At 30.0% G+C, this 21547-nt stretch carries 26 protein-coding genes and 1 riboswitch; of the genes, 5 read left to right on the top strand and 21 right to left on the bottom strand.

Annotation, left to right across the window (positions count from 1 at the left end; genetic code table 11):
* Positions 1–8: 8 nt before the first annotated feature.
* From nadE to P8F83_RS01475, 6 genes are all read right to left on the bottom strand, one after another.
* Complete coding sequence (nadE, locus tag P8F83_RS01500; RefSeq protein ID WP_326513149.1) at positions 9–743, bottom strand: NAD(+) synthase; 735 nt, start codon at positions 741–743, stop codon at positions 9–11.
* An 18-nt stretch (positions 744–761) separates the two neighbouring features.
* Positions 762–2231, bottom strand: a complete 1470-nt coding sequence (locus P8F83_RS01495) for a nicotinate phosphoribosyltransferase (protein WP_326513148.1) — start codon at positions 2229–2231, stop codon at positions 762–764.
* 2 nt (positions 2232–2233) lie between these two features.
* Positions 2234–2782, bottom strand: a complete 549-nt coding sequence (locus P8F83_RS01490; protein ID WP_326513147.1) for a cysteine hydrolase family protein — start codon at positions 2780–2782, stop codon at positions 2234–2236.
* A 13-nt stretch (positions 2783–2795) separates the two neighbouring features.
* Positions 2796–3584 (bottom strand): ribose-phosphate pyrophosphokinase, encoded by a 789-nt coding sequence (locus P8F83_RS01485; RefSeq protein WP_326513146.1) that lies wholly within the window; start codon positions 3582–3584, stop codon positions 2796–2798.
* 139 nt (positions 3585–3723) lie between these two features.
* The gene (locus P8F83_RS01480; protein WP_326513145.1) at positions 3724–4176 is read right to left on the bottom strand and encodes a DUF3888 domain-containing protein; all 453 of its coding nucleotides are present in this window, start codon (positions 4174–4176) and stop codon (positions 3724–3726) included.
* A gap of 149 nt (positions 4177–4325) precedes the next feature.
* The gene (locus P8F83_RS01475) at positions 4326–4886 is read right to left on the bottom strand and encodes a TetR/AcrR family transcriptional regulator (RefSeq protein ID WP_326513144.1); all 561 of its coding nucleotides are present in this window, start codon (positions 4884–4886) and stop codon (positions 4326–4328) included.
* Positions 4887–5005: 119 nt separating this feature from the next.
* On the opposite strand from P8F83_RS01475, the gene P8F83_RS01470 reads away from it, so the two are divergent.
* Positions 5006–5749, top strand: coding sequence for an EFR1 family ferrodoxin (locus P8F83_RS01470; RefSeq protein ID WP_326513143.1), 744 nt, complete (start codon positions 5006–5008; stop codon positions 5747–5749).
* Positions 5750–5844: 95 nt separating this feature from the next.
* On the opposite strand, the gene thiI is transcribed toward P8F83_RS01470, so the two are convergent.
* The 9 genes from thiI to P8F83_RS01425 all read right to left on the bottom strand — a co-directional run bounded on the left by thiI (position 5845) and on the right by P8F83_RS01425 (position 13355).
* Positions 5845–6999 carry a tRNA uracil 4-sulfurtransferase ThiI gene (gene thiI / locus P8F83_RS01465; RefSeq protein WP_326513142.1) on the bottom strand — a complete coding sequence of 385 codons (1155 nt, stop codon included), beginning with the start codon at positions 6997–6999 and terminating at the stop codon, positions 5845–5847.
* A complete protein-coding gene (locus tag P8F83_RS01460; RefSeq protein WP_326513141.1) occupies positions 6996–8135 on the bottom strand; it encodes a cysteine desulfurase family protein in 1140 nt (379 codons plus the stop codon). The genes thiI and P8F83_RS01460 overlap by 4 nt, the downstream gene beginning before the upstream one ends.
* A gap of 150 nt (positions 8136–8285) precedes the next feature.
* Positions 8286–8978 (bottom strand): TVP38/TMEM64 family protein, encoded by a 693-nt coding sequence (locus tag P8F83_RS01455; RefSeq protein WP_326513140.1) that lies wholly within the window; start codon positions 8976–8978, stop codon positions 8286–8288.
* Positions 8979–9168: 190 nt separating this feature from the next.
* Positions 9169–9606: an ACT domain-containing protein gene (locus P8F83_RS01450; RefSeq protein ID WP_326513139.1), complete on the bottom strand. Its 438-nt coding sequence runs from the start codon at positions 9604–9606 to the stop codon at positions 9169–9171.
* A gap of 6 nt (positions 9607–9612) precedes the next feature.
* Positions 9613–10503 (bottom strand): homoserine kinase, encoded by an 891-nt coding sequence (thrB, locus tag P8F83_RS01445; RefSeq protein ID WP_326513138.1) that lies wholly within the window; start codon positions 10501–10503, stop codon positions 9613–9615.
* A gap of 1 nt (position 10504) precedes the next feature.
* Positions 10505–11968 (bottom strand): threonine synthase, encoded by a 1464-nt coding sequence (thrC, locus tag P8F83_RS01440; protein ID WP_326513137.1) that lies wholly within the window; start codon positions 11966–11968, stop codon positions 10505–10507.
* 95 nt (positions 11969–12063) lie between these two features.
* The gene (locus tag P8F83_RS01435) at positions 12064–12819 is read right to left on the bottom strand and encodes a hypothetical protein (RefSeq protein ID WP_326513136.1); all 756 of its coding nucleotides are present in this window, start codon (positions 12817–12819) and stop codon (positions 12064–12066) included.
* Entirely contained in the window at positions 12820–12984 is a 165-nt protein-coding gene (locus P8F83_RS01430) for a sigma factor-like helix-turn-helix DNA-binding protein (protein ID WP_326514809.1), read from the bottom strand. It abuts the gene before it with no gap.
* Between the two features lie 59 nt (positions 12985–13043).
* Complete coding sequence (locus tag P8F83_RS01425) at positions 13044–13355, bottom strand: sigma factor (protein ID WP_326513135.1); 312 nt, start codon at positions 13353–13355, stop codon at positions 13044–13046.
* Positions 13356–13566: 211 nt separating this feature from the next.
* Between P8F83_RS01425 and P8F83_RS01420 the strand changes: the two genes are divergently transcribed.
* The 4 genes from P8F83_RS01420 to P8F83_RS01405 are packed head-to-tail and all read left to right on the top strand — an operon-like array spanning position 13567 to position 16097.
* Entirely contained in the window at positions 13567–13950 is a 384-nt protein-coding gene (locus P8F83_RS01420) for a VOC family protein (RefSeq protein ID WP_326513134.1), read from the top strand.
* A gap of 21 nt (positions 13951–13971) precedes the next feature.
* A complete protein-coding gene (locus tag P8F83_RS01415) occupies positions 13972–14451 on the top strand; it encodes a tetratricopeptide repeat protein (protein ID WP_326513133.1) in 480 nt (159 codons plus the stop codon).
* Positions 14452–14469: 18 nt separating this feature from the next.
* Positions 14470–15018 (top strand): GNAT family N-acetyltransferase, encoded by a 549-nt coding sequence (locus tag P8F83_RS01410; RefSeq protein ID WP_326513132.1) that lies wholly within the window; start codon positions 14470–14472, stop codon positions 15016–15018.
* 14 nt (positions 15019–15032) lie between these two features.
* Positions 15033–16097 carry an acyltransferase family protein gene (locus P8F83_RS01405; protein ID WP_326513131.1) on the top strand — a complete coding sequence of 355 codons (1065 nt, stop codon included), beginning with the start codon at positions 15033–15035 and terminating at the stop codon, positions 16095–16097.
* Between the two features lie 82 nt (positions 16098–16179).
* On the opposite strand, the gene P8F83_RS01400 is transcribed toward P8F83_RS01405, so the two are convergent.
* From P8F83_RS01400 to P8F83_RS01375, 6 genes are all read right to left on the bottom strand, one after another.
* Positions 16180–16776 (bottom strand): thiamine phosphate synthase, encoded by a 597-nt coding sequence (locus P8F83_RS01400; protein ID WP_326513130.1) that lies wholly within the window; start codon positions 16774–16776, stop codon positions 16180–16182.
* A 26-nt stretch (positions 16777–16802) separates the two neighbouring features.
* Positions 16803–17921: a 2-iminoacetate synthase ThiH gene (thiH, locus tag P8F83_RS01395; protein WP_326513129.1), complete on the bottom strand. Its 1119-nt coding sequence runs from the start codon at positions 17919–17921 to the stop codon at positions 16803–16805.
* Positions 17914–18696 carry a thiazole synthase gene (locus P8F83_RS01390; protein ID WP_326513128.1) on the bottom strand — a complete coding sequence of 261 codons (783 nt, stop codon included), beginning with the start codon at positions 18694–18696 and terminating at the stop codon, positions 17914–17916. The genes thiH and P8F83_RS01390 overlap by 8 nt, the downstream gene beginning before the upstream one ends.
* A gap of 24 nt (positions 18697–18720) precedes the next feature.
* Entirely contained in the window at positions 18721–18921 is a 201-nt protein-coding gene (gene thiS, locus P8F83_RS01385; protein WP_326513127.1) for a sulfur carrier protein ThiS, read from the bottom strand.
* A gap of 140 nt (positions 18922–19061) precedes the next feature.
* A riboswitch (TPP riboswitch) is annotated at positions 19062–19162 on the bottom strand.
* A gap of 68 nt (positions 19163–19230) precedes the next feature.
* The gene (locus P8F83_RS01380; protein ID WP_326513126.1) at positions 19231–19860 is read right to left on the bottom strand and encodes an HD domain-containing protein; all 630 of its coding nucleotides are present in this window, start codon (positions 19858–19860) and stop codon (positions 19231–19233) included.
* 126 nt (positions 19861–19986) lie between these two features.
* Positions 19987–21543 (bottom strand): ABC transporter permease/substrate-binding protein, encoded by a 1557-nt coding sequence (locus P8F83_RS01375; RefSeq protein ID WP_326513125.1) that lies wholly within the window; start codon positions 21541–21543, stop codon positions 19987–19989.
* Positions 21544–21547 lie beyond the last annotated feature (4 nt).

Here is a 21547-nt window from a genome sequence, read left to right as displayed (position 1 = left end):
GTCTCTACCTATTGCAGCTCATATTTAGGCGGCAAAATTCCTTTATGCTTATTATAGTCATGTTTAGCTTTTATTTTATCATCTACTTCTTTATCTCCGCTAGTTCCTTTTTCTATATAATCATTAATTTGTTTATAGGTAAAACCTAGTTTTTCCTCATCAGATTCTCCTGTCAATCCATCACTTGGAGTTTTATGGACTAACTCATAAGGCAATCCTAAATAATCACCTATAGCCATTACTTCCTCTGTAGTTAAGTCACCTATAGGATTAAAGTCATAGGCATTATCTCCCCACTTTGTAGTATATCCTACGAAACCTTCTGATTTATTTCCTGTACCACATACTCTATAATGCATGGAGGAGCCTATAGCATACAAGGTAGTCATTCTAAGTCTTGGTGGAATATTTATTTTTCCATCTTTTGATAAGCTCGCTTCATCAATTCCTTCTAATAATCCCTTATATGCCTTCTCTATGTCCACTACTTTATAATTAATTCCTAATAGATCTACAATCTTCAAGCTATCTTCTATATCCTTTTGCTCCCCATTTGGCATTAAAACACCAAATACTCTTTCCTTCCTTAAAGCTTCAACTAAAAGTTTTGAGGTTATTGTGCTGTCTTTTCCTCCACTGATTCCAATAATAGCACCTTTAGCATTAGGTTGTTTTTCGAAATAGTCTCTAATCCATTCTTTAATTTCTTCACATACCTTCTCAACCTTAAAATTTTCTCTCATACTTCTACCCCTCCTTATTTAAAAACTTCCATGTAGTCTATTTCTTATTTCCTCTAATGAATAATCTTTTATTAACTTTCCATCCTTAAATACAAGTTCTAGCAAGTTGTCTTTATATGAGGCCTGCTTTTCTATAGTTAATTCATCTTTATATAAAATATCTTCCCCTTCTTTATAAACATAACACATACCTTTTTGAGATTTTTTGAAGTTGTCTTTGTCAGTCTTAGGAGCCTTAAAAATGAATTTTTCTTCATTATTTATTACTGCATGAGTTGCTTTTAATGCAAATCCAAAGGTATCTCGTGTGTTATACTGGTAGGTATAAGAACCTATTCCAAAGGTACAATTATTTACTGCAAAACCCTTCTCTTCTAAGCCTTTGCAAATATCTTCACATCTTTCTACAGTTATGCTGTCACCATATATGGTTCCTATTTTAGGGTTCAAAACCTTATATCCCTTTGAATTAACTTCTCCTCCAAATATATCCCATAGAAGTTCCACAGTTCCTTTATACTCATCACTGCCTTTTTCTGCATTTTTGTCTCCACAGATTATTTTCACTGGATCTCCGCTATCCCCTCTTATAATTACCTTTCCATCCCTATTTAAAATTTCTTCTTTAAGTCTTGGAAGTATTGAGGTTATAACACTCCAGTAGTCATAGGTATCAGATACTATGCTTAACGGTCCTTTTGGAAAAACTTCAGTTATTAATCTTTTATAAGCTGAGAACTCATCTTCTCCATAGCTGCACATTACGCTATGCTCTGTAGATGGCGTTCCAACTCCTATTACCTCTTTATCTAAGTTAGCATTATAATACTCCTCTAAATAAGTTATAGCAGGTATTGTAGCCGTACCTACAAAAGATAAGAGGTGAGCTGAGGCACTTATTTCTGCACTTTCTATTGAACTGAAACCTCTCATACTAAAGTCTCCACAAGCTCTTTTAACCTCCCCATTATCTACAGTTAGTTCAAAATATTTCTCTACTATCTCTCTATATCTATAGGCAATAGTTGCACTAGTCATAGGCTGCCATATATTACAACTCATAAAAGTTTCTAGATAATTTACAAGCCAAGGAAAATCTTCATGAGTATTAGTTATCTCAATCATAGGGGTTTTGATATTTACCCTAAAGCCTTCTTCAACAGCTTTAATTTGTATAGGAAGATATCCTAAATCGTGCAGTGCTTCAATATGCTTTGTATCAGACGCTATATCCCCCATGGTTTTGGATATTACTCTCTTATACTCTGATATAACTTCTTCTTTATCTCTTGAAAAGAAATTATCATTAAAATACTCAATTAAATACTTCTTTAAAAAAGGTTGAAGGCCAAACATGACTACCTTGTGCATATCTTCTTTTCTAGACATTCTTGGTGTCCAGTAACTTACTAGCTTCGTCATTCCTTCTGCATAACACATATGATGTATTGTTTTGTAAAAATCTGTTAATAAAAATGGACTTATCATGCTTAATTCCCCCTATTTACTACTTTTATGTGTATTCCTTCTGCTACATCTAGTGCTTTATCATGAAGTGAATCATCAAAACTTGCACAAAGACTTGCGTCTATTAGAATCTCTGCATTTCTATATTGTGATTGAAGCATTACCACATTACTTATTACACATATATTAGTTACAACACCTACAAGCTCTATCTCATTAATTTCCTCTCCTAATTCTTCTGAGAGTCTAATCACATCTTTTGGAGATAAACCAAAACCTTCTTTTTCATAATGTAGGGTATTTTCTTTCCCTAAAAATTCATTAAGTCTTCCATAAAGCTCGTGCCCATTAGTTCCTTTAATACAGTGAACTACAGGTAAGTTTTTACCTTCTCTAGTTTCTAAATATTCATCATAATGAGTGTCATAGGTAAATAAAACCTTATCTCCATTTTCTAAATACTTTTTAACCTTATCATATATTCCTGATTCTAGAGTTTCAGCCTTTTTAAACCCTAAAGTTCCATCCACAAAATCCTTTTGATAATCAATAACTACTAATAATTTTTTCATCTTAAATTCCTCCTTAAATCTCATATACCTTAATTTTTTTATGATCTTTACTCAAAATACTATTAGTCGTATATATTCCTGTTATTAAATCGCTATCTAATAACTTGCCTTCAAATATTGTATCTTCGCAATGGGTAACTACAAGATATATCTCTCCTGCACCCATTTCTTTAAGCTTAGAAGCTGTAAGTTCAAAGGTTCCTCCTTTTGAACATAAATCATCCACTATAATAGCCTTAAAGTTTTTACTTTTTACCTCACCATTGATTTCTAACTTGTTTATGAATCCTGTTTTAAAATCACGTTCCTTATTTGCAGTTAATATCTTTTCATAAGCTATCTGATGAGCATATCTCTTTGAGGCTCCTGCATCTGGATAAACTAGATATACATTTTCATCATTTAATTCTTCTATCAATTGCTCTGTAAGTTTCTTAGACATATTTACTACTTTTACTCTATCTATTAGTGCAACAGATACTTCAGAATGAGGTTCATAAATTGTTACATTTTCAAAATCTAAACTATTAATTAACTTACACAAATACTTTAAAGTAAATACTGTTACACCTTCAGTTCTATCCATTCTGCTGTAAGGCATATAGGGAAGTACTAAACTACACTTTACTCTTAACTCATCTAAATGTCCTTTTAAAAATATCAAATTAGTTATATCTTCATTATTTTCAAACTTAACCTTAATCTCATTATTATCTTTTATATTTAAATCACCACTATGAATAAGTGCCTCACCATTAGGAAACTTTTTTATATCTATTTTTTCATTATTAAAATAAATCATTTTGCATTCCTCCTAAATCTTAATACTTATTTTCCTTTTGATATTATCAATTTGTTAATATGTATTTATAGTACATCTTATTCAACTTTCTGTCAATATGTTCTTGAGATTTTTGTAAAATAAAAAGAAGTTCTTAAAATTAAGATACTTCTTGTTTTAAATAATCAGGTATAGGAAAACTTTTTATATGTTTAAATTTTTCAACTTTCACTTCTCCAGCTTCTATTTTCATAATTATATCATCTACACCAAGGGTATTATGTGCTCCGATAAATGGTCTTACTTCAACCGTAACAATAAAAGAAAAACTTCTATATCCATTTGGTCTTTCTATTTTTAAAAATTCCATATCAAACAAATCGTACATATATGCTTTTCCATAATATTTTTCTATTTCTTTAGTTATATATGGTTCTATAAGTGTAGCTATTATATCTTTATATAATTCTTCTATAGATCCTTCTTCTGGTGTATATTTATAAGGTAATCCTAACTTAGTATATGGTGTTTTTTCAACACCCCATGCCTTATTTTGAAATAATAAAATAGATATACTAATTATTAAAGATATTACCGCTAATCGTCTTTTCATACTATTATCCTCCTTATGAAGACTAATAATCTATATATATTAGTATCTCTCTATTATTTTATTAATATATTGAGAATATTTGAAGTATTATGCTTATCATCCCAGTAGCTATTAATCTATAAGATATTTATTCTTATTTTCCTTATCTCTTAGTATGATATTATGGTCTTTTCCGAAGCTCCAATCATTAATGAATGTATAATACTTCCCATTTTTTCATCACATTCTTTCATTCCGCTTTTAGCCCATTCTATTAAAATTTTGTATAGTCCTCCTGAAACAAATTCAATTATAAATTTTTGAACTTCTTGTGGATGAGGATTAGAACATACTACTTCTTTGGATAAGGAATAGAATATGTTAGTACATCTTTCTAGTATTAAGTTAGCTAAATTAGCTTTAATTAAGTTGTCGATTAATTTTTTATGTTCTCTAAAATATGAAAAAAATCTTATTAGAATTTCATTATTATCATTTTTTTCGCATATAACTAACTCTTTATATGACGCCTCAAAAAATTCATCTAAATAGTCAGTTATAATATCTTCTAAATTATTATAATTTCTATAAAAAGCCATTCGTGATACCCCAGCTTTTTTAGTTAATTCTGTTATTGATATTTCCTTGAAATTCTTTTTCTCCATTAAAATCATTAAAGCTGTGAAAATACTCTCTTTTGTAATTAGGTTTTGTGCATTATTATTTCCCATAAACAAATCCCTCTCTTTTGTAACACTTCTATCTTAAGATATTGATTTTCGCTATTTTCTTATATTATACTATATCCAATATAGCGTTACAATTGTAACACTACTAAGAGGAGGAGCTTATGAAAATTTTTTATTTTACAGCAACAGGTAATAATTTATATGTAGCAAAAAGCTTTGAAGCCGATTATTACTCTATACCAAAACTATTAAAAGAAAATAAACTTGATTTTGAGGATGATAAAATAGGTATAGTTTTTCCAGTATATCATAGCGGCGTACCGAAAATAGTTGAGGAATTTTTGGATAAAGCTAAACTTAAGAGTAATTATTTTTTTGGAATAGCTACTTACGGAATGTATGCAGGAGCATCTACAATACATCTATTAAAAATAGGTGAAAGAAACGGAATAAAGTTTTCTTACGTAAATGAAATGGTAATGGTAGATAACTATCTTCCTGGATTTGACATGTACAAACAGATAAAAACTCAATCCAAAAAAAATATCGAGGGTAATCTTAATAAAATTATTGAAGAAGTATCTTCAAATAAAATTTACTTGAAAAAACACTCCAAGGTTTCTGAAATTGTAAGATCTCTTAATGAAAAATTATATGACCCTAATTTTGATAAAAAATTTATAGTTAATGACAGTTGTATAAGTTGCAAAATTTGTGAAAAAGTATGCCCAGTTAACAACATAACGGTTTCCACTAAACCTAAATTTAATGGTAACTGTCAACATTGTTTAGCTTGTATTCAAAACTGTCCTAAAAAAGCTATTAAACTAAAAAATCAAAAAAGTGATTCTAGATTTATAAATGAAAATGTTACTTTGAAAGAGATAATAGATTCAAATAACTAGTTATAATAAGTATATTTCAATCATTATTTTCATAGTTATTACAAAACAAAAAATAGTCCTGCAAAAGCAGGACTACTCTATTTTTATATTAAATTCTAGAATCTATAAACCTCAACATTATCTACAGCTTCTTTAACTAAAGCATCGATATCTAAAGCTTCTTCTGATTTTCTTATTGGCTCTACTTGTGGTTTGGTTTTAGGATGTTTAGGTACAAATATTGTACAACAGTCTTCATATGGTCTTATAGATATATCATAAGTTCCTATTCTTCTTGATATATCCATTATGTCTTCTTTATCCATTGATATTAATGGTCTAAATACTGGTCTATCTGCTACATCTGTTGAAACTATTAAACCTTCCATAGTTTGAGATGCTACTTGACCTATACTTTCGCCAGTAGATACTGATTGAATTCCTTTTTGTTCAGCCAATTCACAAGCTACTCTCATCATAAATCTCCTCATGATTATTGTAAGCTCATCTTCTCTACATTTCTCAATTATGCCCATTTGAATCTCTGTAAATGGAACTACATATAGATTAACTTTTTCTGTATAACTTGCTAATACTTTTGCTAAATCCTTAACCTTATCCTTAGCTCTTTCTGAAGTATATGGGTGAGAGTGATAATATACACAGTGAAGTTCTACCCCTCTTCTTGCCATCATATATCCAGCTACAGGTGAATCTATTCCACCAGATAACATAAGCATAGTGCTTCCATTAACTCCATAAGGAAGACCACCTTCTCCTTTTACTATGTCTAACTTAGTATATAGATAAGCCTTATCTCTTATCTCAACCTTAACTAAACATTCAGGATCATTTATTTTAACTGAAAGCTCACCTTCATAGTTAGTTAAAACATATCCTCCAACTTCTCTTGAAACTTCCATAGAATTTTTAGGGAATTCTTTATTAGCTCTATTAGTTTCTATTTTGAAGTTTGATGCTTTAGCTTCTATTACCTTACTTAAAGCAAGTTTTTTAATTTCTTCATAATCTCTTTCTATTTGAGTTACTATACAAACCTGAGTTACTCCAAATACTTTTCTAACTCTACTACAAGCTTCTTCTAAATCTTCTGAATATACGAACCATCTTCCCATGTCTGTGATGAATTCATATTCTATTCCTTCAAGTTTTTTAGCTATATTCTTTTTTAATAGTCTCTCGAATTTATTTCTGTTTAGTCCCTTTAAAAATATCTCAGGGGCACTTTTTATAAGTAATAATTTTTTCATTTTCTAACTCTCCTTAAAAATAACAATGATTTCTTAAGTGCTTCATTGGATAAATCCACTTCTTCTATGGTATTAAATCTTGAAAAAGAAAATCTTATAGCACCATCTATGTCTTTATAATCTAAACCTAAAGCTTTTAATACATGACTCTCTTTGCCACCTCTTGATGAACAAGCAGAACCTGTGGATACAAATATACCATTTTCCTCAAGGGCATGTAAAAGAACCTCTCCTCTTATACCAGTAAAAGAAACATTTAATATGTATGGACTTATGTTTTCCTTTTGAGGAGAATTTATTTTTATATTTTCTATTCCTTTAAGTTTTTCTATAAAATGTTCTTTTATTTCCCAAACCTTTTTATAACTTTCTTTAATTGAGGCTTGTGCCATCTTTGCTGCTACAACCATTCCCATTACTCCAGGTAAGTTTTCAGTTCCACTTCTAAAACCAGACTCTTGTCCACCACCTGAAATCAATGGTTTTAGTCTTAAGCCTTTTCTTATATAACAAAAACCTACTCCCTTAGGTCCATGAAATTTATGAGAACTTACAGTTAAATAATCTATATTAGCTTTTTTAACATCAATAGCTATTTTACCATAACTTTGAACTCCGTCTACATGAAATTTTGCTCTAGTAGAATTATCTTTAATTATTTTCCCTATTTCTTCAATAGGCTGAATAGTTCCGATTTCATTATTAACATGCATTATGGATACTAATACAGTATTTTTATCTATAAAGCTTTTTAGTTCTTCTAAATCAACTTCACCATTTTCATTAAGAGATAATTCATGAACTATTATTCCCTGTTCTCTTAGCTCATTTAAAGCATTTAAAACTGAAGGATGTTCAAATTTAGTTGTAATAATATTGTTCCCTGATTTTCCAATTCCTTTTAATATAAAGTTATTTCCTTCACTTCCTCCTGAAGTAAAAAATATTTCATCTGAAGTTGCATTTATAGTTTTAGCTAACTCTTCTCTACTAGTTAATAACATTCTTTCTGCATTTAACCCTAACTTATGAAGAGAAGATGGATTGCCATAATATTCTTTCATTCCTACTACTACTGATTCTATAACTTCTTCTGTAGGTGGAGTAGTTGCTGCGTTATCAAAATATATACTCACTCCTATCACCCTTTCTCTATATTACTCTCTTCCTTAAAAAGACTCTAATACAAGATTAATTAAAAACCATCATTATGTCAAAGGTAAGTTTCATTTAAAATAGGTAAAATCCACTATGAATATATCATAATGGATTTTTAATTAATCTATTTAACTTATTTTTGCTAGTTTTTCCATAAAAAATTTCTTTAACATCATACATATTCCTAAACCTACTACCATTATAACGGATAAAATTATTATAATGTGCATGTTCCCTGTAGCTATATTAGCTCCATAAAAAGAAGATATAACTAATGCTGGCATTCTTCCAAGTGTTGAGTAGATTAGAAAATCTTTAAAACTGATTCTAGATAGAGCACATAAAAATACTGAACTATCCTTAGGTATTCCTGGAATTAAATATATTAAAAATACTATTAAGTTTATCTTCTTAGCATTTAAAAGCTTTTCAAATGGTCGTTTTAACTTTTCAGGTACAACTTTATCCACTAAAGAATTCCCAAACCTTCTTGTTCCAAAAAATAATACTGCTGAACCTAAATTTATTCCTATAATAGAATATAGTGTTCCAAGAAATGTTCCAAAAATATATCCTCCAGCTGCCTGGGTGACTTCCCCTGGTATAAAGAATATAACTACTTGAGTGACTTGAAGTAAAATAAACATTAACACTCCAAAGTGACCATAACTTTCTATATATAAACTAATTGCTTTCGGATCTTTCATTAAGTTTATTGCTTGAGCTAAACTCTCTCTATAAATAAATCCATAAAAAGAAAGTACAATAATAATCATAGCTGTAAGAAGTTTTCCCCAATGATTTTTCAATATATTTTTCATTGATAGTCCTCCGTTTTAAGTTTATGATTATATCTTATCGTACTTTTCTTAAATATATCTTCTTAAATTCTTAATTACTTCTTAAATTTATCTGATGTCTAGCCACTGTAACTCTCCCACCCCTATTAAAGTGGGAGATAACAGTGGCACGACCCTAGACATTGTGCCCCTTGTGGGTATAAGTTTAACTTTATTCCATTGCGACAAAATCTACCTTTTCTACGCCATCTACCAAGTATAAATCTTCTAAAAGGTCTGTTGCATCCCCTTCTAAAGAAGTTATATCCATGGTAATACTTACATTTGCTAGATTGTTTATAGGAATTCCTTGATCTATTGTTAGTATATTTCCACCTTTTTCAGTTAAAAAATTCAATAAACTTGAGAGAACTCCTTTTTTATGAGAAATAATCATATTAAAGGTAAACTTTCTTCCATGTCTGCTTTCTGCGAATTCAAAAACATAATCCTTATATTTATAATATACACTTCTACTAATTCCAACTACCTTAGCAGCCTCAGTTATTTCCTTAACTTTCCCATCTTTTAATAATCTCTTTGCCTTTAATACCTTTTCAAATACTTCTGGCAAAACCCTTTTATCCACAAGTATATAATTACTATTCATCTTAACTCACCCTTTAATTATTTCGGCCCCTATATTGTTTTCCTTAAGTGTTACAACTGACCACTCTTTTTCAAACTTAGTCATATGAGCCTTTATTTTATCTTTAGCGGTATTATCCTCTTTCTTAACTATACTCATAATAGTTGGACCTGCTCCGCTTAAAAAAACACACAATGCTCCCAAATCCAAAACTTCTTTAGTTATCTCCTCAAAGTTAGGTATAAGTTTGCTTCTATATGGTTCATGAAGTTTATCCTTACAAGCATACTTTAGCATATCATAATTGCCTAAATAGAAACAACTTAAAGTAAGAGCAGCTTTTCCAACATTATAAACCCCATCCTTAAATGGTATTGTAGCTGGAAGTGCTTTTCTTGCCTTCTCTGTAGATAAAGTAAAACTTGGAATAAATGATAAAAATTCTATTCCCTCTTTTATATCCACCTTATTATAATAAGCTTTACCATCTTCCATAGAAGAAACTACAATTCCGCCAAAAAAAGCTGGCGCTACATTATCTGGATGCCCTTCTATTTCTACAGACATATTAAAAAGTTCCTCTAAGTTAAAGGGAGAACCCATAAGTTCATTTGCTCCTAAAAGCCCCCCAACTATACAGCTAGAGCTGCTTCCAAGACCTCTTGAAATCGGAATATTCTCTTCTAAAATACTTATCTTAAGTCCAGTAGGCTTATAATCTGCTCTATTAAAACATAACATCATGGCTTCATATATGATGTTATCTTTATTGCAATACTCTTCTTTTACACCTTCAAACTCCAAGCCTTCTTTAATCTCTTCAAATTCAAACACATTAAAAAGCTCAAAAGCTAATCCCATACAATCAAAACCAGCTCCAAGATTTGCAGAAGTAGCAGGTACTTTAACCCTAACCATACTACTCACCTACTTTTAATATCTTCTTAAGGATATCTTCCATCTTATCAGCATCACACTCTAAGTTATGCACTACAGGAAGGTCTTTTAATTCCTTTAAAGCCATTGGTATCTCTAGTGAGGTTTTTTCTGATAAAGTATTTAATAATTCTAAATCATCCTTATTCCCAGCATCTATTCCTAATGCATTGATTATACTTCTATTAAACTTAAATGGACTTGCAGTTGATGCAATTAATACTTTTTTATCGTCACCTGTTTTTTGTGCGTATTTTTTATAAACACTATAAGCAACTGCTGTATGTGTGTCCATTAGATAGTTTTCTTTTTCATAAACATCTTTTATAACTTCATATACCTCTTCTATATCAGAAAAATCTCCATAAAAATCTTTTAGCTTTTCTTCCATAGAATTAGTTATAGAATACTTTCCATCCTTCTGCAGCGAATCCATCAAGCTTTTAACTAAGCTGCTATCTCTATCAGCTATTTCAAACAAAAGTCTCTCAAGATTTGAAGACACTAAAATATCCATTGAAGGAGATTCTGTTAATACAAGTTCCCTATTTTTATCATAAATCCCTTCCTTAAAGAAGTCAGTTAACACGTTATTTTCATTAGATGCACATATAAACTTATCTATAGGAAGTCCCATCTGTTTTCCATAGTAAGCAGCTAAAATATTTCCGAAGTTTCCTGTAGGTACAACTACATTAATTTTTTCTCCTTCTTTTATCTCGCCCTGCTCTATAAGTTTAAAATACCCATAAAAGTAATAAACTATTTGTGGTACTAGTCTGCCTATATTTATAGAATTTGCAGAAGAAAGTGCTATATTATTTATATCTAGTTCTTCCTTTAATCCACTATTACTGAATATAGTTTTTACTCCTCTTTGTGCATCATCAAAGTTACCTTCTATAGCTACTACATAAACATTATCCCCTTTTTGAGTTCTCATTTGCTTTTCTTGAACCTCTGAGACTCCATCTTTTGGATAATATACAACTACTTTAAACCCGTCTACATCCTTAAATCCTTCTAAAGCAGCTTTACCAGTATCTCCTGATGTAGCAGTTAAAATTACTATATCCTTACTAAAATTGATTACTTTTTTAGCTCTTTTCATTATTTGAGGAAGAAACAAAAGTGCTGCATCCTTAAAAGCAGAAGTTGGCCCATGATATAATTCTAAAAATCCATTTTTAACTTCAACATTAAATCTACCAGTATACGCATCTTTAATAGCCTCTTTTAAATCTTCACTCGAAATGTCAGTAAAATATTGCCCTATAATTAGTTCAGCTAATTCTTCATAATTATAATTTGTTTTCCCCTTTAACTTTGAATAAACCTCTGGAAAACTCTCAGGAACAAATAGCCCTCCATCCCTTGCAATTCCTTTTAATATAGCCTCTGACGAGGATAAATTACTTTCTAATCCTCTTGTACTTTTAAATAACATTTAATCACCCCAAGTTTACATGATATAACAATTACGTTAAAAAAATTATACCCTGTCCCCTCATAGAATACAAGTGTTTTTTATTTATAAACATTCTACATTCTTATATTGTTAGAAAGTTTTTTAAGGTATCGTAAAATCTCTTTATAATTTGCGTTTCTTACAAGAAAATCATATTTTTTTCCATCTTTCATAGTAATTATAGCTTCGGTTTCTAAGTCTGGTTCTATTCCACTTATTATTAAAGCTATAACAGCTGCCAACTTAATAACAAGCTTTGCATAAAAATCTACTTCAAAATCATATAAACTAAAAAATCTATCTGAGAATACCCCTATACTAAATAGCACAGAAACAAATCCTCCAGGAGTTGTAATTATATTCTTTAAGAAATTTTTAATCAAACCTTTCTTTGATCTATCCAAAACTCTTTTAAATCTTATATTTTTTATTTCTTCCCTTGTATAAATTCTAGTTCCCAAAGCTTTGTTAAAGTAATTAGAATTTACTACTATTAATCTTTTATTAGTAATAAACATAATATATCCAAAAGAATAGTCACCTGAAAGCAAGAAGGCTCCTGGCATAAACATACCTAAAAAAGCAGAGTACACTATAGCATCTCTATCAGTTCCCTTTATTACAGCTTCTGTATATTCATCTTTTTCCATAGTGCTTTCAATAAATTCACCACATTCTCTAAGCGCTCTTCTAGCAAGTTTAGTCTGTATATCTCCACTTATTTTATTAAGCTCATCTTCACTTATTTCTGCCCAATTTAAATAATCATCTATTTCTTCATTGCTATATTCTATTCCATTAAGTTCATTTATTAGTTCCGCTTCTAACATCTAAATCCCCTCCAATCTTTCTTTGATTTTCTTTCTTCCTCTGGATAACTTGTTATAAATATATTCCTTAGAAAGATTTAAGTCTTTTGATATCTTTTCCATAGATTCATCTAAAAGATATCTTCTTATAAATATCTCTTTATCCTTTTCCTTTAACTCTTTTATTAAGTTATAAAATCCCTCTTGATCATTTATATCAATCTCATCTTGAAACTCTTCTTTCCTTAATATCTCTTCTTTAAGTTCAATAACATTATTTTTTTCTGAATCTTTCTTTTATAATCTATAGCTTTAAACTTAGCAACTGAAATAATAAAGTTAATAAGTTTACCTTTTTCCTCTTTATAAAGATACATATTCTTCCACAAAGTCATAAGAATATCATTAAAACATTCTTCAATCTCCCATCTTTCATTAGAAGAGTTTAGAACCTTATTAATTACACCAAAAATTAGTTTCCCATATTTATTTATTAAATCTTCTATAGCTTTAGGGTCTTTTTCAATAATCTTTTGGACTATTTCCTTATCCTCCACACTATCCCCTCCTTTTACCCTATATACGAAATTGTCATAGCCACTTATATCATTCTACCAAAATTTTCTCAACAGATTTACTAAAAAACTAGATAAATATGCTCTAACCCGCATGAAAACTATATATAGTTATATTCTTATATAGATATATTCTTATATTCTTTTGATATATGATATAATTTGTATATTAATTAGTATAAGGAGGTCTGTTATGAAATCGGAAATTAATCTTATTACAATTTGGGCAGATAATTTTAAAGAAATGAAAAAGTTTTACAACGAAGTTCTTGGTTTTAAAATTAAAAATGAACTTGATAGCTATGTAGAATTTGAAAATCCAGGTGCAAGATTTGCTATTTGTACTAGAGATGTTATGTTTAGTCATAGTAGCAAATATAAAGAGAAAGCTACTGGCCAATCTTTTGAATTAGCGTTTCCATGTGATAATCCTAATGATGTTGATGAGTCTTTTAAGAAATTAATCTCTCTTGGCGCAACACCCATCCATGAGCCTGAAAATATGCCTTGGAATCAAAGAACAGCTTTATTTGCAGATCCTGATGGAAATATTCATGAGATATTTGCTGAGTTATAGTCATAGAAAGGTATGATGCATATGATAGATTTAGATATTGCAATTGAATTAAGAAGACAAGGTAAACTTCAAGAGTCAAATGAACTTTTAATTCTTCTTGTTAATTCACACCCAGATAATCCTACTATAAATTATCAATGTGCTTGGAGCTTCGATGTTTTAGAACTAGAAAAAGAAGCTGTAAAATATTACGAAAATGCCATATCACTTGGTCTTGATGGGGAAGATTTACAAGGCGCAATTTTAGGTTTAGGCAGTACCTATAGAACTATAGGAGAGTATGAAAAATCTAAAGCTATTCTTAAGATCGGTTTAGATAAATTCCCTCATGACAGAAGTATTCAAATCTTTTACTCTATGACTTTATATAATTTAAATGAACATTCAGAAGCTATGAGAATTTTATTAGAAAACTTGGCTGAAACTTCTTCTGATGAAAATATAAAAAATTATAAAAAAGCCATATCATTCTATTCTGATAAACTCGACAACATTTTCTAATAATTTAGGGGGCTACTAATGTTTATAGAAAATAAATTAATTATTCACAAGAATCTTACCTGGACTCTTCGTTGTCCAAGTAAATCAGACGCCGAAAAGCTATCAACTTTAAGAGTTAAAATAGATGGCGAAACTGAATACCTGGATAGAGAAGCGGGTGAAAACTTACTTACTAAAGATGACTTTGAAAAAATAATTGATGAAGATAACGCTTCTAATACAAGTTTATTTCTACTTGCAGAAGTTGAAGGACAAATTGTAGGATTTTTAAGATGCGCTGGTAATACCTTATCAAGGTTTAAGCATAAAGCTGAGTTTGGAATATGTATATTAAAAGATTACTGGAGTTATGGGATAGGTAAAATATTAATAGAAAATATGCTTAAATGTATGGACTCTTCAGAAGTTAAGAAAATCACTCTAACTGTTGTTGAATCAAATGAAAAAGCAATTCAAATGTATAAAAAATTTGGTTTTACTAGAGAAGGATCGCTTATAAATGACCGTATACATAAGGATGGAAAATATCATAACACTATAATAATGGGAAGATTTTTAGATAAGTAACAAGGAGGAAATACATGAGAAAATACTTTTTAGATAATATAAGATGGATAAGTATTCTATTACTTTTTCCTTATCACACTTTCATGATTTATAATAATTGGGGTGAGAACTTTTATGTTAAAAGTTCTGGTGTATCTATTTTAAGTGCCTTTATCCAAGGTACTTCTCCTTGGTTTATGCCTTTATTATTTGTTATAGCGGGAATAAGTTCTAACTATGCACTTAAGAAAAGAACTCCTAAAGAGTTTATAAATGAAAGAAGAGCAAAATTATTAAATCCTCTTCTTTATGGAATTTTATTTCTAGTTCCTATTCAAACCTTTTTTGCTGAGAAATTTCATAATGGATATATAGGAAGTTATTTTTATCAATATATATTGTTTTTTACAAAGCTAAATGATTTATCAGGATATACTGGAGGTTTTACTCCTGCTCATTTATGGTTTGTTTTCTATTTATTCATCATTTCACTTTTAGCTATTCCTATTGTGACTAAATATGATAAAAGTAATATTAAATTGAAGATTACTAATCTATCAGTTATTAGATTGATTCCTCTCTTTATATTTCCTTTATTTATGTCACTAATCTTAGATATAGGTGGTAAAAGTATAGGAGAATTTTTTGCTCTATTTATGTTAGGGTATATGGTATTATCTGAGGATATTATTCAAGAAAAACTTGAAAACAATAGGTTTATTTTATTTATAAGCTTTATTATATTAACAACATTAAATCTATTAATTATATACCTTTGGAAGGTTAATATTGGAATATTTCATGATGTTTTTATTAGAATTATTGCTTGGATTGGAATACTCGCAATTATCGGTATGGGAAAACATTATTTAAATTTCTCAAATAACATTACTAAGTATTTTTCTAAAGCTTCTTTTCCTATTTATATTTTTCATCAATCTTATGTAATATTAGTAGGTTATTACTCACTAAAATTATTTACATCAATCTCTGCACAAGTTATTTTTATAATTTTAGGAAGCTTTATATTAACAATGATTACTTATGAAGTTTTTAGGAAAGTGTATTTTTTAAGAAATATGTTTGGTATTAAAAAATAATCACAGCCTATTTTATTTAGAATTCTTAAACAAAACAACCTAGGATTGTTAGTTTTATTAACAATTCCAGGTTGTTTTGTATCTATACTCTATATTCTTTTAAAGTACTTTTTATATCTTTACTTCTCATCAAGGTACTCATTACAGCTATTCCCTCACACCCTGTGTCTTTAACTTCTTTAACATTGCTTGGCAATATTCCTCCTAAAGCTACAACTTTACAAGAAACCTCTTTTTTAACCTTACTAATAAAGTCTACTCCTTTTGGTTCTAATCCCTTTTTACATTCAGTGTTAAATATATGAGAAACCAAAACATAACTAGCCCCTTTTTTATCAGCTTCAATAGCCTCTTCTAAACTATGAACTGAAACACCTACTTCTTTAAAACTATAAATCAGCTTATTATCCTGCTCCATAAACACTTGAAATGGTAGCTGTATTCCGTAAGCCTTAAGTTTTATTCCACCCTTTATATTTGAGTTTAAGATAAGTTTTGTCTTATTTTCATCTATAACTTCTTTAACCTTATTCCCTAGTTTAACTAAATCATCAAAACCTAAATCTTTTTCTCTTAGTATTATATTATCTACTCCATTTTCTGAACATTCTTTAATTACTTGTAAGAACTCCTCTTCATTACTTACGAGTTTTCTATTAGTTATTAAATATATTTTCATAATTTAAGCATCTTCTCTCAATATATTTATATAGTTTCCCAATCCTTAAATATTGGCTGATAACCTTTATTTATAAGCATATTTTTTATTTCTACTGCAGATCTTCCATCCGATATCTCAAACTGTTCTTCCCCAACTTCTACATCAGAGGAATGTCCTCCAACATGAGTAGAAACTCCTGCTGATATCTTATTAACCCCTAAAGGTATTAAGTGTTCCCTTAGTTCTCCACTTTCTCTTGTAGATATATTTAAAGAAGCTGTAGGTTTAAATATTCTCATGGCTAATATGGCTTGTACTAAGTCCATATCACTTAAAGGAAGAATATCATCATATCCTCCAACACAAGGTCTTATCCTAGGAAAGGAATAAGCTATGTCTACCTCCGGATATTTTTTAAGTAAATAATCTCCGTGTAACCCTGTAAAAAACGCTTCTTTTCTAAAGTCCTCTAGCCCAAGCAGTGCACCTATTCCTAAAGTTCTCATGCCTGCTTTTGCCCCTCTTTCTGGAGCATCTATTCTAAAGCTGTAATTACTTTTAGGTCCTTTTATATGCACCTTTTTATAAATTTCTTTATTATAAACCTCTTGATAAACAGTAAGTCCATCTACTCCTGCTTCCACTACTTTTCTGTAACTCTCTTCATTCATTGGATATATTTCTATAGATACAGACGGGAAGTATTTCTTTAAACTCTTTGTAGCCTCTACTATATATTCAGTTGGATTATGGTACTCGCTTTCCCCAGTAAGAATCAATATATGCTTAAACCCTTGACTTGATATCGCTTTAGCTTCAACCTCTATTTCTTCCATAGTTAGCTTTCTTCTTTTTATTTTGTTTTTAGCACTATATCCACAGTAAGCACATAAATTAACACAGTAGTTAGCTAAATATAAAGGAGTGTAAAGTAAAACTGCCCCTCCAAAATACTGTTTAGTCAATTTATTAGCTCTTTGAGCTATTTCTTCTAAAACTTCTACAGCCTTTGGTGAAAGAAGATTTAAAAGATCCTTTGGTGATAAATTATCTTTATAAATACTTTTTCTAACATCTTCTATAGTCACCTTAGAAAAGTATTCATCAAAATCAAAATCTTTATAGCTATCTACTACCTCTTCATAACTACTATAGTTATTCATTTCTATCGCCTACCTTTAAAAATCCTGTTAATGGAGATGATGCCTTTGCAAAATCTGATACGTTTCCAGCTCCAGCTAAGTAGGATAATCTGCCTGCTTTTATAGCCAATTTAAAAGCTTCTCCCATAAGTACTGGATCATCTGATGAAGCTATTCCTGTATTAACTAAACAAGCTGCCGCTCCCATTTCCATTGCTTCTGCTGCATGAGATGGCTTCCCTATACCAGCATCTACTATAATTGGGGCATTTATTTCTTCTATCATTATTTTTATTATTTCTTTTGTTTTAATGCCTCTATTTGATCCTATTGGTGCACCTAGAGGCATTACAGCTGCAGCTCCTGCTTCAATCATCATTTTTCCGAAATATATATCTGGATTCATGTATGGTAAAACTACAAATCCCTCTTTAGCTAAAACTTCTGTTGCCTTTAAGGTTTCAAAGTTGTCTGGCATTAAATATTTTGAATCTGATATAACTTCGATTTTTATCCAATTTCCACATCCCATAGCCTTAGCTATCCTGGCTATTCTTATTGCCTCTTCAGCATTTCTTGCTCCTGAAGTATTAGGAAGCAATACCATATCTTTAGGAATATGTTCTAGTATGTTTTCCTCTTTGTTATCAAAATCTACTCTTCTTATAGCTAATGTAATAACCTCTGCACCTGATGCTTTAACTACTTCTGGTATCAGTTTGTTTGATGAATATTTTCCTGTTCCAATTAATAATCTGCTATCTAATTCTTTACCTGCTATAACTAACTTATCCATTCTAAAACTCCTCATTTAATAATTTTATTTTGAGCCTCCGCCCATAAAACTAATTATTTCTATAGAATCATCTTCATTTAATAATCTGCCTTCAATGTCTTCCCTATTAACTATTTCATAATTAATTTCTACTACAATTCTATTTGGATCAACCTTAAGCTCTCTAAGTAATTCAACTAAACTTCTACTCTCTTTAAGCGCGTATTCTTTTCCATTAACCTGCATTTTATCACCTCCCCTAACTTTATTTATATATCTTGAACCTGACCGGTTGACTACTTGACCTGTCAACTGGTCAAATTATCATAAAAAAAAGACTTCCCGAAGGAAGCCTAAAGTTTTCTAAAAGTAGATACTATGTGTATACACTTATAAATCTGCTTCCCTACGGTGGTACTAACCACGTCAGGTTCTTAGAGTTAGAATATCAATTCCTCTCAGCCAAAAGGCACCCCTAGCAAAAAATTATTCTATTTTGGTACATTATACATCTTATAACTTTATATGTAAATGCTTGTTTTATAATTTAATATATTAACATAAACTCCACATGTTGTTTAGTTTGTCTCTAAATCTGTCTATAGCCTCTTTAGTTTCTTCTCTATCTTTCCTTGATAGGTTTCCTCTACCGCATCTATCTGCATAGGATAATAAAGCAATTTCTTCTACAGAAGTTTCTTCAACAAGTTTTCTTGGGTTCCCAAAAGGAAGATTTTTTTCAACATAAAGATAATGCATATGATATTTTACTAACTTACTAACTTTATCTATAAAATCCTGGTCATCCTCTACTTCTCTTAATAATCTTATAACCATCTCTGCCCCTACTGTATCATGATCATAAGACGTCCATCTCCCTTTTCTCTTGACTGTTGTTTTAATCTTTCCTATATCATGTAACAAAGCTCCCCACATAAAAGCTCTTTTATCTGTACTCTTTTTTCTAAGTGTAGCCGCCTCATCCACAACCAACATAACATGGTTCCACACATTTCCCTCTGGATGATATTTAGGTTCTTGAGGTATATCCATTAGTTCTCGTATTATACTAAATGATGTGTCATTTATTTCTTTAGATTCAATTAGTTCATTAAGACTATTTGATGGTTTTTCTTCTTCCAAAAGATATTTTTCAATTTTATTAAACACTTCTTTATTGTCCATATTTACCTCTCACTAATTTAATATTCTTTATTCTTATTATTACCTAAGCTCTTTAGCTGTATTCAATAGCTTAATAAGCAAAAAAAGTTGCAGAACTATTATATAACTAGTTCTACAACTTTTCATCTAAATTAAATTATTTTCTTTTAAGAACTCTCTTGCAACTGCATCTGGATCCATATTCTCTTCATCAACTTTATAATTTAAACTTCTCATTTTTTCCTCTGTTAACACCCCTGCTAACTTATTTATTAATGGTTTTAGCTCTGGGTATTTTTCTAAAGTATCTTCTCTTACAACTGGAACTGCATCATATGGTGGGAAAAAGTTTTTATCATCTTCTAAAACTTTTAACTTAAAGCCTTCCAGTAATCCATCAGTGGAGAAAGCATCTATTACGTCTGATTCATTTGATTGTATAGAGGTATATCTTAAACCTCCATCTATTCCTTTTGTATCTTTAAAGTTCATGTTATATGTCTTTTGAAGTCCTAAATATCCATCTTCTCTATTCAAGAATTCCATAGTTGAACCTAACCTAAGTTCACCACTTACTTTAGCTAAATCAGAGAAGGAATTAAGATTATATTTATCTGCTGTTTCTTGTTTAACTGCAAGTGTATAAGTATTATTAAAACCTAATGGTTCAAGCCAAGTTGACCCATAGTTCTTCTCAAATTCATCTTTAACCGTATTATAAGCTATATCCTTATCGCTTGTACTTTCCATCCCAAGTATGTTAACTAAGGCTGTTCCTGTATATTCTACATACATATCAATTCCACCAGCTTTTAAGGCATTAAATGCTATAGATGAACCTCCCAAATTCATTTTTCTTTCTACTTCTATATCTGTATTTTCTTCAATAAGAGTTGCTACCATATTACCTAATATTAACTGCTCATTAAAGTTTTTAGAACCTATTACAATTTTATCTTTATTTACAAACATTGTTTTTGAAAAATTAAATAATATAACTAAAGTCAATACTCCGCATGTAACAGCTAATATTTTTTTAGTTAGCTTTCTATTTTTAATAGTATTATCTACAGCTATTCCTTCTGGAGTAACAACATCTTCTATCTTACCTATTAAGAAATCTATAAGTAAAGCAAGTATACATGCTGGAATTGCACCTGCTAAAATCATATTTGAATTAACAGTTTGTACACCTGAGAATACTAGGTATCCAAGACCTCCCCCTCCAACGAAGGCTGCTATGGTCATTAACCCTACAGCTGTAACTGCTGATATTCTTATACCTGCCATTATTAAGGGAAGTGATAGTGGTAATTCAACCTTTAATAACATTTCTGTTTTTGTCATTCCCATTGCTCTTGCAGCTTCCATAGTATCTTTGTTTAAGTTATTTATTGCTGCATAGGTGTTTTTAAGTATTGGTAAAAGTGAATATAGTAGCACCATTAATATAGCTGGTTCAGAACCAATTCCAAGTATAGGAATTAAAAATCCTAATAGGGCTAAACTTGGTACTGCTTGAACTAAATTAGCAAATCCAATTATAGGTTTTGCCAAAGAACGCTTTCTAGTTATAAAAATTCCTAATGGTACACCGATTATTATAGCTAAAAGAACTGCTATAAAAGTAAGCTGTATATGCTCAATTACTAAACTTATAATTTGATCTTTTCTACTTATTACAAAATCTATAAATGCCTTCATAAGA

Source organism: Clostridium intestinale (assembly GCF_035905475.1).
Classification (GTDB): domain Bacteria; phylum Bacillota; class Clostridia; order Clostridiales; family Clostridiaceae; genus Clostridium_T; species Clostridium_T intestinale.
Note: the sequence above shows the minus strand (reverse complement) of the source record. Positions and strands in the feature narration are given on the sequence as shown.

Bases quoted from the DNA above. Each gene is read 5' to 3' on its own strand.
- P8F83_RS01420 (WP_326513134.1), top strand. From the start codon at position 13,567: ATGAAATCGGAAATTAATCTTATTACAATTTGGGCAGATAATTTTAAA.
- P8F83_RS01390 (WP_326513128.1), bottom strand. From the start codon at position 18,696: ATGGATAAGTTAGTTATAGCAGGTAAAGAATTAGATAGCAGATTATTA.
- thiS (WP_326513127.1), bottom strand. From the start codon at position 18,921: ATGCAGGTTAATGGAAAAGAATACGCGCTTAAAGAGAGTAGAAGTTTA.
- thrB (WP_326513138.1), bottom strand. From the start codon at position 10,503: ATGGTTAGGGTTAAAGTACCTGCTACTTCTGCAAATCTTGGAGCTGGT.
- P8F83_RS01450 (WP_326513139.1), bottom strand. From the start codon at position 9,606: ATGAATAGTAATTATATACTTGTGGATAAAAGGGTTTTGCCAGAAGTA.
- P8F83_RS01475 (WP_326513144.1), bottom strand. From the start codon at position 4,886: ATGGGAAATAATAATGCACAAAACCTAATTACAAAAGAGAGTATTTTC.
- nadE (WP_326513149.1), bottom strand. From the start codon at position 743: ATGAGAGAAAATTTTAAGGTTGAGAAGGTATGTGAAGAAATTAAAGAA.
- P8F83_RS01400 (WP_326513130.1), bottom strand. From the start codon at position 16,776: ATGAAAATATATTTAATAACTAATAGAAAACTCGTAAGTAATGAAGAG.
- thiH (WP_326513129.1), bottom strand. From the start codon at position 17,921: ATGAATAACTATAGTAGTTATGAAGAGGTAGTAGATAGCTATAAAGAT.
- P8F83_RS01435 (WP_326513136.1), bottom strand. From the start codon at position 12,819: ATGTTAGAAGCGGAACTAATAAATGAACTTAATGGAATAGAATATAGC.
- P8F83_RS01455 (WP_326513140.1), bottom strand. From the start codon at position 8,978: ATGAAAAATATATTGAAAAATCATTGGGGAAAACTTCTTACAGCTATG.
- P8F83_RS01480 (WP_326513145.1), bottom strand. From the start codon at position 4,176: ATGAAAAGACGATTAGCGGTAATATCTTTAATAATTAGTATATCTATT.
- P8F83_RS01380 (WP_326513126.1), bottom strand. From the start codon at position 19,860: ATGGACAATAAAGAAGTGTTTAATAAAATTGAAAAATATCTTTTGGAA.
- P8F83_RS01485 (WP_326513146.1), bottom strand. From the start codon at position 3,584: ATGATTTATTTTAATAATGAAAAAATAGATATAAAAAAGTTTCCTAAT.
- P8F83_RS01490 (WP_326513147.1), bottom strand. From the start codon at position 2,782: ATGAAAAAATTATTAGTAGTTATTGATTATCAAAAGGATTTTGTGGAT.
- P8F83_RS01375 (WP_326513125.1), bottom strand. From the start codon at position 21,543: ATGAAGGCATTTATAGATTTTGTAATAAGTAGAAAAGATCAAATTATA.
- thiI (WP_326513142.1), bottom strand. From the start codon at position 6,999: ATGAAAAAATTATTACTTATAAAAAGTGCCCCTGAGATATTTTTAAAG.
- P8F83_RS01415 (WP_326513133.1), top strand. From the start codon at position 13,972: ATGATAGATTTAGATATTGCAATTGAATTAAGAAGACAAGGTAAACTT.
- P8F83_RS01495 (WP_326513148.1), bottom strand. From the start codon at position 2,231: ATGATAAGTCCATTTTTATTAACAGATTTTTACAAAACAATACATCAT.
- P8F83_RS01405 (WP_326513131.1), top strand. From the start codon at position 15,033: ATGAGAAAATACTTTTTAGATAATATAAGATGGATAAGTATTCTATTA.
- P8F83_RS01470 (WP_326513143.1), top strand. From the start codon at position 5,006: ATGAAAATTTTTTATTTTACAGCAACAGGTAATAATTTATATGTAGCA.
- P8F83_RS01410 (WP_326513132.1), top strand. From the start codon at position 14,470: ATGTTTATAGAAAATAAATTAATTATTCACAAGAATCTTACCTGGACT.
- thrC (WP_326513137.1), bottom strand. From the start codon at position 11,968: ATGTTATTTAAAAGTACAAGAGGATTAGAAAGTAATTTATCCTCGTCA.